General features: G+C 42.9%; 14 protein-coding genes. 8 read left to right on the top strand and 6 right to left on the bottom strand.

Annotated features, from left to right (window positions below; translation table 11 throughout):
• Window positions 1–79: 79 nt before the first annotated feature.
• Together AC6ROY_RS11405 and AC6ROY_RS11400 are read right to left on the bottom strand one after the other, a co-directional pair.
• On the bottom strand, window positions 80–1,723 hold the full coding sequence (locus AC6ROY_RS11405) for a DUF6119 family protein (protein WP_500100538.1): 1,644 nt from the start codon (window positions 1,721–1,723) through the stop codon (window positions 80–82).
• A 36-nt stretch (window positions 1,724–1,759) separates the two neighbouring features.
• On the bottom strand, window positions 1,760–3,193 hold the full coding sequence (locus AC6ROY_RS11400) for a DNA sulfur modification protein DndB (protein ID WP_500100537.1): 1,434 nt from the start codon (window positions 3,191–3,193) through the stop codon (window positions 1,760–1,762).
• A gap of 353 nt (window positions 3,194–3,546) precedes the next feature.
• Here AC6ROY_RS11400 and AC6ROY_RS11395 point away from each other — a divergent pair, with 353 nt between their 5' ends.
• Complete coding sequence (locus tag AC6ROY_RS11395) at window positions 3,547–4,791, top strand: DNA cytosine methyltransferase (protein WP_500100536.1); 1,245 nt, start codon at window positions 3,547–3,549, stop codon at window positions 4,789–4,791.
• Window positions 4,792–4,824: 33 nt separating this feature from the next.
• Here AC6ROY_RS11395 and AC6ROY_RS11390 read toward each other — a convergent pair whose 3' ends face one another.
• Both AC6ROY_RS11390 and AC6ROY_RS11385 read right to left on the bottom strand, forming a co-directional pair.
• Entirely contained in the window at window positions 4,825–5,646 is an 822-nt protein-coding gene (locus tag AC6ROY_RS11390; RefSeq protein ID WP_500100535.1) for a NaeI family type II restriction endonuclease, read from the bottom strand.
• A 57-nt stretch (window positions 5,647–5,703) separates the two neighbouring features.
• Complete coding sequence (locus AC6ROY_RS11385; protein ID WP_500100534.1) at window positions 5,704–6,816, bottom strand: hypothetical protein; 1,113 nt, start codon at window positions 6,814–6,816, stop codon at window positions 5,704–5,706.
• A gap of 88 nt (window positions 6,817–6,904) precedes the next feature.
• Here AC6ROY_RS11385 and AC6ROY_RS11380 point away from each other — a divergent pair, with 88 nt between their 5' ends.
• The gene (locus AC6ROY_RS11380) at window positions 6,905–7,825 is read left to right on the top strand and encodes a restriction endonuclease (RefSeq protein ID WP_500100533.1); all 921 of its coding nucleotides are present in this window, start codon (window positions 6,905–6,907) and stop codon (window positions 7,823–7,825) included.
• Between the two features lie 93 nt (window positions 7,826–7,918).
• Here the strand turns inward: AC6ROY_RS11380 and AC6ROY_RS11375 are convergent, their stop codons facing one another.
• Entirely contained in the window at window positions 7,919–8,095 is a 177-nt protein-coding gene (locus AC6ROY_RS11375) for a hypothetical protein (RefSeq protein ID WP_500100532.1), read from the bottom strand.
• 409 nt (window positions 8,096–8,504) lie between these two features.
• On the opposite strand from AC6ROY_RS11375, the gene AC6ROY_RS11370 reads away from it, so the two are divergent.
• From AC6ROY_RS11370 to AC6ROY_RS11355, 4 genes are all read left to right on the top strand, one after another.
• A complete protein-coding gene (locus AC6ROY_RS11370; protein WP_500100531.1) occupies window positions 8,505–9,047 on the top strand; it encodes a hypothetical protein in 543 nt (180 codons plus the stop codon).
• Between the two features lie 171 nt (window positions 9,048–9,218).
• Entirely contained in the window at window positions 9,219–10,091 is an 873-nt protein-coding gene (locus tag AC6ROY_RS11365) for a hypothetical protein (RefSeq protein ID WP_500100530.1), read from the top strand.
• A gap of 101 nt (window positions 10,092–10,192) precedes the next feature.
• Entirely contained in the window at window positions 10,193–11,236 is a 1,044-nt protein-coding gene (locus AC6ROY_RS11360; protein WP_500100529.1) for a hypothetical protein, read from the top strand.
• Between the two features lie 3 nt (window positions 11,237–11,239).
• Entirely contained in the window at window positions 11,240–11,491 is a 252-nt protein-coding gene (locus tag AC6ROY_RS11355; RefSeq protein WP_500100528.1) for a hypothetical protein, read from the top strand.
• On the opposite strand, the gene AC6ROY_RS11350 is transcribed toward AC6ROY_RS11355, so the two are convergent.
• Complete coding sequence (locus AC6ROY_RS11350; protein ID WP_500100527.1) at window positions 11,492–11,872, bottom strand: helix-turn-helix domain-containing protein; 381 nt, start codon at window positions 11,870–11,872, stop codon at window positions 11,492–11,494.
• Window positions 11,873–12,093: 221 nt separating this feature from the next.
• On the opposite strand from AC6ROY_RS11350, the gene AC6ROY_RS11345 reads away from it, so the two are divergent.
• Together AC6ROY_RS11345 and AC6ROY_RS11340 are read left to right on the top strand one after the other, a co-directional pair.
• Complete coding sequence (locus AC6ROY_RS11345) at window positions 12,094–12,714, top strand: EcsC family protein (protein WP_500100526.1); 621 nt, start codon at window positions 12,094–12,096, stop codon at window positions 12,712–12,714.
• 35 nt (window positions 12,715–12,749) lie between these two features.
• Window positions 12,750–14,159 (top strand): copper amine oxidase N-terminal domain-containing protein, encoded by a 1,410-nt coding sequence (locus AC6ROY_RS11340; protein WP_500100525.1) that lies wholly within the window; start codon window positions 12,750–12,752, stop codon window positions 14,157–14,159.
• Window positions 14,160–14,314 lie beyond the last annotated feature (155 nt).

Here is a 14,314-nt window from a genome sequence, read left to right as displayed (position 1 = left end):
ATCTCTATCTATAAGGAATTTGAAATAACTTGACAAAAAACAGCCATTAGACTCAAACCTAATGGCTGCTCTCTCCTCTTTAACTTCGTGCATAATTTACTTTAATTTTCGGACGGTATCCTAGTAACCTTACCTCCTTTTTCCATTGATCCAGTTTATTCTTCAAGATGAGCATATTCAGGTCATTTATATCGGGTTGTCCGTCAATTAATGGTAAGTCGCCTCGTTCCAAGACTAGCCATAAGTAGACGTTCTCAATCTCACCTTCTATTTCAATGTCACCCCTATGATAAGCCTTAATAGCTTCGATAGATTGATCAACAGCATAACATAACTTCCCCGAACTCTTCCCGAACTTCACAGCAAACATGGAATTATCCTTATACAGGTCCATAACTTCAAGTCGATGCTTACCTAACGCTTCTAATTCCCGATCAAAATTTGAGAATCCTAACTCAACAAGCCAGTTATTATAGTATCTTTCCTTATAGTGTTTTTGGGATATCTTTTTTCGAATGGCGCTATCATCTAGATCCTGGTATTCCCCATTTTCGCGTTCGCTTTGAAATATCCCCTCGAGGAATTCGTTATGTGCAGTATGACTATAGTCATACTGTGCCTCATATTCAGCTGAAATTTCTGCTACTGAGTCTTTCAAATATTGTAAATAGTCTTCGTTGTATATATACCATGAGCCGTCGGCAAGCAATGCGTGTGCTTGCTCATGCGTGTAATAAATGAGCTTTTCAATTGTTGTAGAATAAATACTTCGTCCATCCTCAAAAACTGCCACTCGAATATCCAAGAGGTCATTATTTATGCCGAACTCATGTTCTCGCATAAAATTCTCAACTGATTCAAGAGTAACCTTATCGCATTTAGCCTGCCTATATTTGTGTCGATACTCATACTCGTGATTATCTCGGAATACAACCCTTGTTGCATAAATTTGATACTCTGAAAAGTCAATCGACATGTTATTATTCTCAAAATCCTGTAGCATTTGACTTTTGAGGATCTGTACTTCCTCTTGTTCCTTTACTGTTTTAAAGAAAGGAATTTTTACTTTTACTTCTTCATTCATTCTAATATCTTCAATAAACAATACTATTTTCACTATCTTTTCTAACGTTAGGTTATCCGAATTAACTCGAATTGAATTTCCAATTTCAATGACATCAGAGAACAGTTCAAAGTCCACAGTCAGCTCAATATTCGCCTTTAATTTTGTCAAGGCTTCTCCGCTGCTTAAATCCAGATTTTCATACTCTAAATAGGTGTTTATTGTCCTATTTCTCTGTGAGTTAGGATTTGTTACAGCTGTAGTTCTAACATTCTTGTATTTTAAGCGTCTTGCAAACTCAAACGCCCACTCTTTGTCCGAAAATTGGTCAATTCTAAAGTAAGAATGTCCAAAGGTGACCGCAAATTTATCTTCCCCTGCTTGAATTACAATGACGGCTTTTGGAGTTCCATCAGTCGAAAGCTCTTGATGACCAAACAAGTTCAGTGCCCAATTCCATGACAATGGTTTGCCATCGGTACCTGCTCCAAAAAAAAGAGACAACTGATAATTCTCTTGAATGATTTCTCCCGTCTCTGAATCTATACCACTATCGACCTGAACCTGACGCTCCCCGATAACTATATAGTTCGTTCTTAAATAATCGGTGATATCATCGTGTTTATTTGCAAGGATTTTGTATAAATTAATTGCGGCCACCTAAACACCCCTTATCATTTCAACTTTTGAGTTTATTTAATTGCGTATTTCCTGACGGTTAGGAAGCCCTAACTTCCAGCGAATCATATCACCAATAATTGGGTATATATCATTGTGCTTAGCTCCGAATCTCATCCGTTTTGTTTCCGAATCGAAGTTACCCACATCTCTATTTCCTGTAGAATTATCAGGTAAATACTTTCCTAGTTCATTTAGACCATATGATTCGATCTCTTGATTGGTTAATTGATAATATCTCCACATAGGATTATCATGACTAAAGTCAATATCCGTAATGCCATCTAATAGCTTGTCCAATAGCTCTGCGTTGAGTTGTCTTCCTAAAGCAAAATCATAGGTAAGCTTAGCAATTGCTTTTAAAACGACTGGTTGGGCAGAAACGGTTGTAAGTTTGGCCTTTTCTTCACCAAAACCAGGGATCTGAACAACTGCCTCCCAAAAGCGCTTTGCGACTCCAAGCCGATCCTTCACCAATGCTGGTGCTGCCCCATTAATGTTGGATTTATTTAAAATTAAGTGTGCATTAATAGCAACAATGTCCTTCCTTGTCATGGACCCATCATCATCTTCCCAGTCAACTTTTTCGGTCGATGAAACTTTAAGGAGACCGCCATCAATTAGAATCTCTTTTATAAAAGCGTTTACTGGATTTGAGCTATCAAACTCCAATGCCAGACTCTTTTCTACCTTTTTCGCCAAGTTATTTAAATCATGAAATAACTGTCTCTCCTCAATAATATTTAAGCCCAAATGAGTCTCTACGCTAACAGTACAATGGCCTCGAGTTAGTTCATAACACTCCATCCACACTGAAAGCTCGTCATGTGGAATTGCTCGGTCATCTTTATTATGAGGAAACAACGATTGCTTCTTAGGGGGATATTTTTGCTCTAATCTAGCCTCTTCCAAAAATTCAATAACCATTTGAATTGCTTTTCGACGATGTTGCCCATCAACTACCCAGAGAATGTCCTTTTGCCCCAGCCAAAGTCTAATCCCTATACCTTCATAATCTTTCGTCTCAAGTTGCTGAGCTCTTAAATTGATTCCATTAACACCAGCTGTTCTTAAATTAGCAACAATCGGTTGCAATGCAAGATACGGCTGCTTCCCAATTTTCTCCCTTAACCGCTCCCTTGCTTTCATGATAGGTCCTCTATCTTCACTGTTTTGAAGAATAGTTGTCGCTATTAAACCTTTTAAAATGTAGCGGGCCAAGTCTGTCGCGTGCTTTATATCCAGTTTACGCTGTGCAACAGGTTCACCATGCTCACTACGTTCATTGGCAACATCAGACATGCGATAAAATTCATACATCGGAATTTTTGCAAGGAATGTAGTATGACCCAGGTTATTACAAAGAAACGCCTTTACTTGTAGTTCCGTTGTATCGCCACGAGAAATTAGTTCACTTAATGGCCTTGTTCCTTCATTTGTACCTGCTACCATGTGCGATTCCCCCTAATGGAAATATTAAACTATGAGCCTATTATATTAGGAATAGAAAGATATGTAAACACCCCAGGATTATTTATTTTTAATTCCAGGAAATTTATTTTTTTAATCCAGGATAATTTTATTATATTATTTTTTGATCCAGGATTTTATTTAACAAAGAATAGTAGTGATCATTATCCAAAATATAAACTTTTAACAAAAAGATGAAATAATCCTTTATATTCCAAATTCGTTTACAGGAACATTTGTTCCGTGATAAACTAAGTAAGGAAGCAAATCGCTAAATATGTTATTATAAAAGATACAATTTTGTTGAACTATCTCGGAAAGGAGCTAACGACAGTATGTCCAAAAGAACCTATAAAACTATCGACTTATTTTCGGGAGCGGGCGGACTTTCCTTGGGCTTCAACAATACCGGAAGATATAAATCGGTTTTTGCAGTTGAATTTGACCAAGCTGCCGCTCTAACCTACGCTAAAAATTTTAATCACCACATAATCGAAAACGATCTGCTGCAAAATGAAATGCTGGATATAGCCAGACCGGGATATGTATTCAACGATGATATCAGAAAACTCGGTACGGTTAGCCTAAAAGCGGATATTATTATTGGCGGTCCTCCATGCCAAGGATTTTCGCCTTTGGGCAAGATCTCTCCAAGAGACGAACACCTGCGAATGAATCAACTCTGGCAAGAGTACATGCGGGTTGTAGCCCAAGTGAAGCCTATTGCATTTGTAATAGAAAATGTTCCGGAGTTGCTGCGATCGAGAGAAGCGATTGCAATAAGAACTCTTGCCGAGAGAATGGGATACACGATAAACTACCGGGAACTCAAGGCCGTCGAATATGGTGTCCCTCAGCGAAGAGTGAGAGCTTTTATAATCGGTTTGCTGGGTTCGCATCTTCCTACATTTCCGATGCCTCTCACAGTTCGCAGAAATGTGAGGGATGCCATCTCAGATTTACCGTTATACCCTGACACAACGACATTGGAGTCCCCTTCTCTGGAAGAGACGGACAAGTTCCAGAATCTTCATTTTGGAAGGAACCCTACGGAGATTTCGCTCAGGCGCTATCGATTAATTCCGCCGGGCGGAAACCGGTTCGATCTGATGCGGCAAGCGCCGGAGATCACGCCGCGGTGTTGGCTGGAGAAACCTTCGGGGAGTACGGACGTTTTTGGAAGACTGCGCTGGGAGGAACCGGCATATACCATTAGAACGGAATTTTTTAAGCCTGAGAAGGGTTGCTATTTACATCCCGAAGCCCATCGTCCATTGACCCATCGCGAAGCGGCACGGCTCCAGACTTTTAATGATGAATTCATTTTTGTCGGGTCAAAGACGGAGATTGCAAGACAGATAGGCAATGCGGTCCCGCCCATGTTGGCGCAAGCCGTAGCGAATAATCTAGCCAGGCAGTTGGACCGCATTCCGGCAACAGAACTGAAAAAAGATAGGAACCGAATGTCAACCTCAGAATTCAACACATTGTTACAGCAAGTAATAGAGGAAGTCTTCTCTGAGTCTGTTGTTGTAACAGAAATCAAGGAGTCTCCAGAGATTTATAGTATGGCTCACTAAACAAAAACTAGGGACTGTCGTCAGAGACAGTCCCTAGTTTGTTTCACTCTCAAGATCATAAAATGACATGAACTCATCTTTTTCTAATGGGCTCAGCCCTTTTTCCAGCAACTTATCATTGTCATATTTACCGGAATAAATACTAATCCCCTCGGGCTTTAGCCAAATGTTACGTGCATCTCGAACACGCTTGGACGAATCCTTTTGCATTGCAACAGATTCAATTGCTGCGCCATTGAAGACAATTCCTGGACAAGAACGAAATAACTCATTAATTCTTTCTTGTCCGGATTTCTTGGAGTAAACTTTTTTAATTACTTCAGGGTCCAGTTTTAGCAGTGCATTCCCTGGTAAAGATCCGTTGGATACGAGCCAAGTAATTAGTTCCCTTCCTTCGGCATTAATCGTCCTCTTACTATCCCTATTTTTTCCCGAGTTTAACACCTCTGAAGAAATTCTCAAACATCCGGCTTGAAAAATTGACTTATTATCGTCAGCAGAAATAAGCAAGCAAATGTGACCATCCGCTTCTAATGGAATTGTCCAATTCTTTCCGATTGTGAACTTTATATCAACTTCAATCCCATCAACTAATGCATCCATAACTTCTCCATAGGGCAAGTCCAACTCATGCTGAAGCATATGTTGAACACGAGTTCCAATGTACGTTTTTTCAGTTTTATCCAATTGCTCAATGCTGTATCTTCCCGTATATCTGCCATTTACGACCTCATCAATTGACTTTCTAAGTATCCGGCCTAACTTCCGCTCAAAATTTGGGATACCCTTTAAGAACGTGATAACCTTGTCTAATTCCTGGTCGGTATTTTCGGTAAAAAAGTTTATTTGTTGCACTTGATCTCCCTCTCCTATTCGGTTTCATTGGTGCTTCCTTACAGCAACAGAAGGTTACTAATCGAATTTTCTCGATAATCCCTCTTCAAACTTCTCCTTTGCGTAGTTTTTCATTAGTTTAATGACCGGCTTTTCTTTAATTGCTACCAGAGTAGTGGCTTTATTGGCAAAATCCTTAATTGACGCCCCAAGTAAATAGCAGCCTTCATCGGCAAATATATATCTATCGTGGAAATCCTTTGCTTTACTCCACTCAAAATTTCCTCTTTGAGCCTTAAACTTCTCTATAGCTACCGACGCATCTCCGTGCATTTTTGAAGTTAGTATCGAAATTGAAACGGTAGGTGGTACAACCCCCAACATGAGGAATAGACTTGAATCAATATAGTTATCGACAATAATTAACTCTTTTTTGACGTTCGCAAGGATATCCATAATAGAATTATATGCGTCGAATTGCTTACCTTTTTCAAAGAAATACGCATGTTGGCTCCGCTCATCCGTCACGTGACCAACTGTATCCCAGGTCTGGTCAAACCAAACCTGCTCATAAACTTCAAGACTTCTCCATTCTGGACTCTTAATCCCTAAATGAAGCGTCACTTGTTCATAATGACTACCTGTATCCTTGTAATAAATCTGCACTTCATCCTTAATAACATCAAAACCGATATCATGTAGAAAATCATTGTCGATCGTGGACACTAATTCTTCTACCTTATTTGTAATACTGTTATATCCGTACTCGTGTACTAGTAGTAAGTATGGGATATTCGCTCTTACAAAAAACTTAAAATGAGCAAACCCAGATCTATTCCCGAATCCAATGTTATCTTGCTCGATAAACATCTCTTTTTCGATGAAAATCTTTCTTCGACTCTCTGAGCTTAGTCCATGACTCGATTTATATAAATTGCTGAGTATATAGTGTTTTGAACCGACACCCCATATTTTTTTGTACTTTGCTAGCTCAAAGTACGACCTTGCAAAGTAGTCCATATTCCTAATCAATTCTTCATTGGATAATTGATCTAAAATAAGGTCACCACCGGAATATCTGCTGCAAATAACTTCTGATAATCGCTTGAATTCTTCTAGGCTTACATCTTCATAATTCTTGTATATTTTTGATAAAATAGTATCATAGAGTCGCTGATTTTCGACTGTCATTAGCTCACCTACTTTAACAGACTTTTACGCTCAGGACTATTTTACCATTTTATTATAATAGCTTTCTATGAGGAGTTGTAAAATTTTCATGACCGCTCGGTTTCCAAAAGACATAACAGACTCAATGAGAACCTGTATACTGGCAATTTTCTGGCCAAAAGAGCACATCATCGACTTTTTCAAAAATAATAGTTGTACAAGCCGCGATTTGGCCATAGTTAAAAACTATGTCGAGGATAATCTAAGTAGGTCCCAAATTATTGATCGAGTGTTCCAGTCCCTCCACTCTCGTGATGATGGGGGGATTGGACAATTCCGTGCCATGCTTGCTTCTTTGATTTCTTGGAATCATTTTGACCCATACTATTTCAAAAAAATAAAGAAGCTTGATGAAGCCGAAGCCGTGCGTCAAATTAATCATCTGAAACAAGTACAAGAAATCCGAGATGCGAAGACAAAAGAAGAGCGAAGACAACAGGAGACTACAAGAGCGAACCAGCGACAAAAGATCAAAATGTCAGATCTGAATGACTCATTTATTCAACTCTTTAATTCTGCCAATGTTTCTACTCAAGAGAGGGGATATCGGTTAGAAAAGCTGCTTCAGCATCTAGCAGAGTACGAAGGCCTTATAACAGCAGAACCGTTCAAGATACAAGGCGAGCAGATCGACGGAGCCATTAAATTTGACGGCGAGAACTATATCGTCGAAGCTAAATGGCACGATGCCCTTACAGCGAGCGATTCACTTTTCCACTTCGCTCATAAAGTAGAAGGAAAGATGTATGGCCGGGGCTTCTTCGTATCAATAAACGGTTTCTCTCGCGATTCCGTCGCTGCGCTTACTGCGGGTAAGTGCAGTAAAACAATACTTATTGATGGTGGTGACTTGAGCTTTGTTTTTGGAGGTAATATCTCTTTAAAAGATATGCTAGATTCAAAGGTTAGGGCGGCCCAAACAAAAGGCTATATTTATTTTGATGCGATTACAAGTAAAAACAAACATTAAAAAAGAGCAGGTCGGGTACTTAGTTGGAGTCCCTACCTGCTTGGTTTTTCTCATTTTTTATTGAACTCGCCTTTTTTCGGAAGAATATCACACTTAATAGTCATTGTCATCAATCATTGAAGCAGCACCCTCGTGCATCGTTCCAGATGAAGCGAAATACATATTCTCTGCTTCAAGTACACGAAGAACTGTTTCGACATTAATACCCGTGCTTCTAGCGATGAAATCTCTTAACTCAATGTTAGTAAAGGAAAATGTTGGTTTAAGCACAATGGCACCCCCTTCCGAAATAAAGAAATAATTGTCGATGCTTACCTTATCTCCTACGATTTCCGCGGCTGTGCTTACTACGAGGCACCCTTTCATGCAACTTTGATTTCATTGCACGAGTACAAGGCTCATCTAGCATCAAGAGATTTGCTTCCTGCCTAACGTTTTTTTTCCACATAACATTGCGCCTCCCCTTGGCTATTAAAACCAGCCCTTACTTTCATTTTATAACCGCTTTGCTTTCATTTTATTCTATTCCCCACCAAAACTAGGCATAGGAGATTTTAAGTATTTTATATTTTGTCATACTCAAACATAATGAAGAATATATATACAATCGTACCAACATTCACTGCACTCCCTTCATGGGAACTTGGTGCCACAACAACTAACAAGGAGCGATCACATCGTGGAAATGAACCAAGCAAACACAGCCAACAACCAAACCAACGAAGAAACCAAAGCTGGCAACCTCAGCGCTTTTGGATTCAGGCCGGTTTCGAGCAAACCGACCAAAAAGACAGCAGGTGGCGATGCCATGTTTACAATCGTCAAAACCTTAAGAAATGGCAATCGCATCGTCTTCGCCGCCGAAATCATCCAGCAAATCGGTTCTCCAGAGTGCGTGGAGCTTGCATTTACCGATAATGGAATTGCCGTCAAGGGCTGTGAAACATCCCGCCCAGAAGGCTTCCACCTGAAAGAAATCGGCAAAAAGCAAGGGATTTACTGCAAGGATCTTGTGGAAGAAATTGCAGAAGTCTTTAAGCTGGATTTCAGCCAAAGGACCAGTATCTCGTTTGACGAGGTAACTTATCTTTCCGATGGTAGCGGCAAGATTGCGTCTGTAATCATTTCCGGTCATGATTCTGTCATTGCTGACAATGACAGTGACGAGGAGTTCCCTCCTGTCGTCTCTGCCCTCGATGAGCATTCCTCCCCTCAAATTTAAGCCTGTCGGCCCTTATCCATTTTGGATAGGGGTCTTTTACTTCCGTAATCAACGTTTTTCATAGCAGTTCTCCGCCTCAGACCGGATTGAAAGCGGTTATAATTAAATATTATGATTTTGGACAAGCCCATTTCACGCGTCCAATATCTTATTTACAAGGAGGCTTCATGTATGTACACCATCAAAACCTTACAGGACTTCGACAGTATCCGTTCCCGCGGCACCCATTCAGTGGCTGCGATCGACTACGTCGAATGCTATTACCGACAGTTGCTAGATTCGAACGAAGCGGATGACGACTTAACCGAGCGCTACCAAATGTTTGTACTGGAAGCAGAAGATCGCCTGCCTGATTCAATCCATCCAGAGCAGCAGGAATCAGCACCCATCCCATCCCTTCATCTGGAGTACGCCGAGTTGCACACGCTCGCCCCTAACTGCCAGATATACAAAGCCGCATTTATGCTGGATAACGAGAGCATGGTATTCGTTTTTGCAGATAGGTCCCATCTTCAGCCGGAGACAGACAGGTGGCTTCGAAGCCGGTGCCGTCTTGATGGAAACGAACTTATCCTTCAAAAACTGAAAGAAACTTTCGAGCGACAGTCAAGTTCGGTCTCCGCCCCTGGCACTATCGACCATGTTTGGGTCATGGCTGCAGCCGTCAGACCATTTGCCGCCGATTGCGCAGCGGCACCGTTCCTGCCACTGGCACTCGAAGAAACCAACCACTGGCGTTTGCAATCCACCCTCCCCACCCATTTCGTTCGCGTCATCTTGCGGACAACCTCCCCCCAAGGAATGAATCCCTACGTCGATGGCACCGATTTTTGCATGATTGTTGACGAACTCAGGCAAAGCGCCGACTTCTTCATGGAAGACGAATGCTTTGAATACGAGCCTAAATGCCAGGGAAGTGAACTCACCAGTGCCTTATCATGGCTCGGTCAGATTCATAAAAATCCCCTCATTATGCAATTGAACGACCCGTTTCTGACCAAAGGGGAACTTCAACAACTCACACTTGGCGCAATGTCGCAATAAAAGTCCTTCGCATCAGCATCAATCAGCCGAATTTTTCGCTCTCAGCAAATCAAATCCTATTTCCCACAGAAATAGCTTCAAGAGATGGAGGTAACCCTATCGTGCTTACACTAAGTGAAAAAGAAAAGAAAGCTATTGCGCAGACAATAAACAGCAAGCTTGATGAATGTCTTTCAAAATATCCTCTAAGCCAGTATCCGGACGAGCCCTACGAGGAATGGAAACGGATATTTGCTTCTCCCCCTTCGATCACGCCTGAGCAGATTAAAGATGCGCTGGAATGGAAGTACGGACATTACGGAAAGCACAACAACGTAAAAACGCACAAAAGGGTCATTGCCAAAATGCAGGAGCATTGGGAGGAATTTATCCAGGCGGACGCGCAGGATTTGACCAAAATATTTGCTTTTTGGCAGCATCGCCTGTCGGATTATCCTTTTGTCATACCGGTCACTTTCGTAACGCACCTGATGCTGCCGGAGCTCGCCGCAAACATGGACAGGCAGCATTTTCAAGCGATGAATTTGCTGATTTCCGGGGCAAGGTCCTCCTGGGAGTGGCACAGCCGTCCTAATCAGGTCAGGGATGTACAAGGCTTTACCGAATTTGTAAACATAATGGCTACGAAAATCGAAGTGGATGGAGACCGAAAGCGAATGCTGGACAAATTTCTTCGGGTTTTTGGAGGAAACATGCTTATTTCGGGGAAGTCTGCTACAACAGGCCGGAGAATTGAGCCCGCCATTAAACAGTTTTCGTGGGATACGTTCGCTCCCAGGCGGTTTGATCGGAACAAGATTGTACACCGTGCCAATGCCGATGTTCTTTTTGCCTGCCTTCTGCTCACGCTGGAGGAGGACGATAACGAGATTGCGATAATGTCTATTGACGAGATTTCGAAGAGAATACCGCTCGGCACGGCTGGAATCAGCAACTATGCCAGCTTTCAGTACGCCATGATTGCCCTGTTTTCGGCTGCTAAGGGACGCAATTACTTCAGGTTTGACAACCCCGATCTTACTGATGCCTTTACGAAGCAAGCGAATAATCCTTCTCGCGATATGAACTTCTGGAAATATTACATGAGCGAAACAGTGAGAATTAGCCCTGACTATGTAGTGTCCGAGATACAACTGAAGGAATAACGGATGGATCATTTAGCCGAGACGCACACCCGCATGATTGAGCTGGAGGATGATCTTCTCCGCCAGATGGACACCTGCCAGCACTTGATCGCCGTCTTTCTTGGTCACCTGCGCCGCTCTGACGAGCCGCTGCACCCGCAGACTGTCAGGGAGACCGTAGCAGCCTTGCGCATCATTGAAAACTCCATTCAGCGAAAGCTCGATGATACTCAGCTTGACATGATCTTTCTGCTGCAGAGCTGGAAGAAGGAGTAGCTACCTACCCTCTTTCTCTGCGTCGAAAGTCTCCAGCATGTCCTTTACAATTCGGTGCACCATTTTAATTTCACGTAGGCTCCGGCCCAACAGCAGCGCCTTGTGAGCTTCTACTGCCTGCTTTCTCTCATAAAGGTCATTCTCCACATCGACGTCCTGAAACTGAAAAAGCTCCTCCGGCGAAATGCCCAGCGCTCCTGCAATCTTGCCAAGCGATTGCAGCGAAACGTTACGCTCCCCCCGCTCCACGCTCCCTACGTACGTGTCGATCAGATCCGCCCGCTCGGCCAGCTCCTTCTGAGACAGCCCCTTGCTCTTTCGAACCGCGCGTATTTTTGCGCCAACCAGCACTTGAAAAGTATTCTTTTTCCTTTGTGGCATGTCGTCACCTCTGATTTGAGGTTAGGCGAGTCACAAGAGACTTGGAAGAATACCAAAGTATCTCAATTTGTCGATACAAAACTTATAAGTTTGTATAATCAAAAGTAGATGCTGGAAATTCAAGGGGCTTCCGTTGTACTTTAGCCAGTTGTTGCGAAGCATGCTGTTCTTGCAGATAAAACGCGGCTGGCAAAGAGCAAGAGCTTAGAAAGGGGCGCTGAATGGGTGTAACTCAGCAAAGCATAAACAAGGCGCTGGATTGGGGCTATGAGAAAGCACTGACCGGAGGTATTCCAGGTACAAATACGGCCTACGAGCTGGCGGAGGAATACCTCCAATACAAAGGAGGGTTGAGAGATCAGGTTAATCTGCTCATTCGCTGGCAAAATGCCCGCTCAGCGACTTCCGGTTTTGTTACCGGATTGGGAGGTGCTGTGACACTGCCGATAGCCATTCCAGCCAATCTTGCTTCCGTTCTGTATATCCAACTTCGGATGGTTGCCGCTATCGCCATCATGGGAGGACATGACGTGAAGGACGATAAGGTTAGGACAGTGGTATATGCCTGCTTGTGCGGAAATACCGTAGTCGAATTACTCAAGGACGTCGGCATCCAGCTCGGCAAAAAATTTTCGGAACAGGCGCTTAAAAAGCTATCCGCAGAAAGCATCAAAAAAATTAACGAAGCGGTCGGCTTCCAACTGTTCACCAAGTACGGAAAAACCGGCGTTATTAACTTGCACAGAGCAATCCCATTCGTCGGAGGTGTAACCGGCGAAGTATTTGACGGTGTTTCAACCAACGTCACGGACAAAATCGCTCGTAGAATATTTATTGAATAGACGACTATTCTACAATTAAAGGAGCCGCAACTTACATGAAAAAGATTGTTTCCGCCATAATAAGTTTCATCATTGCATCAACACTATTTATGCACACCACTTATGCTGCCGAACTGAAAATGAAAATCAATAATGCAAATGTCCATTTCGAGTACGGTACCCCGTTTATTGACAACGGAAGCAGTTTAATCCCGCTCCGCGACCTGCTGATCTCCCTCGGCGTAGCCAACGACGATCAGCATATTCAATGGAATGCCTCCGAACAAAGTGTGACGATTGCCAAGGAAGACAAGATTGTAAAGCTGCGTGTCGGCGCTACGGACATTTTTCTGAACGGCGAGCTTTTCAAAAAGCTGGAGGTTCCAGCCCAAAATGTAGATGGGCGCGTGTATTTGCCCGCTCGCGCAGTAGCGGAAGCACTCGGATATTTCGTCGGTTACGATGCCGAAACCAGCACCGTTCTTGTGCAAGAAACGCCATTTGGGGGTGGCGTCAAGGCTGACGATTACGAAAACAGCGAAATCGCAGTTTCTCCTGCTGGAGACTCGGCTCTGGATAGCCTGAAATTTGGACTTGCAGCCTATCATGTATCTCTGCCAGCAGAAAGTGAACGTGTCATCAATAATAACTCCAATGCATTTTTTGCATCAGGCAGTAATCCGTTGTCCCTAGATAAGATCGCCAAGACCGCGGCTCCAGAAGACATTGTGAAGAATGTGTCTGCCTATCATTCCAGCATCGTCAACGTGACGTTCCTCAAGATTGACGAAATAAAAGAGTTCACACTGGACAATGGTAAGACCTTGACGCTGGCGATTGGCCATACTGGTGACGAGACCTCACCTGTCTCAAATTCTTGGATTGATGACACTTATTTTCAAGTATTCTTTGCCGGGAGCGCACCCGTCGCCAAGGGCGATAAAGTTACCGTCAACGGCGTACCTGTAGGGGAAACCACAATCGAGCTAACTACGGCTCTCGGAAAGCCCGTTGTGGAACCTGTGGTAATGCTTGCCGCGGGCAATCTCATTAAAACTTCGGATGAGTATGATTTGAGGAGTGAGCAATCGAAAAGCAATTCTGGTAATATCGTAGTCCCTGAACTGGAGAAAGCGTGGAAGACCAAGATTGACGGATTGCAAGTAAATATGGCTGGCGACAAGATCACCATAACCAGCCGCCGAACGACAGATAGCACCGTAAACGGCACATACGTTAACGTAAAAAGTATTCAGGCAGAAAACTATTCGTACACGCCTTCCTCACCGCTGGAAATTCCTTTAGGCCAGAATGGCTTGAGTATAAGCCTTAAAGACCTGATTGATAAAACCGGAAAATCCCTACAGCCTTCAAATGGTCAAACGTTCTTCATCAAGATCGAAGTCGTACAGGGAGTATCCAGCAAAGCCGATTCTATCGTCCGTTTTGTTGATTACAAAAATTAATTGAGCTTTCTCCCCTTCTACCATGCATTGCTCGTTGTAGCCGCCTACCCTCGCGAGGATAGGCGGCTTTTTATGTGCTGTTGAACTCGGTAACGAGACTAATGGTGTCTATTTGTCGCTACTACTAATCTACTAAAACGAGATTCGATATTTAA

It is taken from the genome of Paenibacillus sp. sg306046, assembly GCF_059821225.1.
The sequence above is the reverse complement of the archived record's forward strand: the minus strand, read 5'-3'. Positions and strand labels throughout refer to the sequence as shown.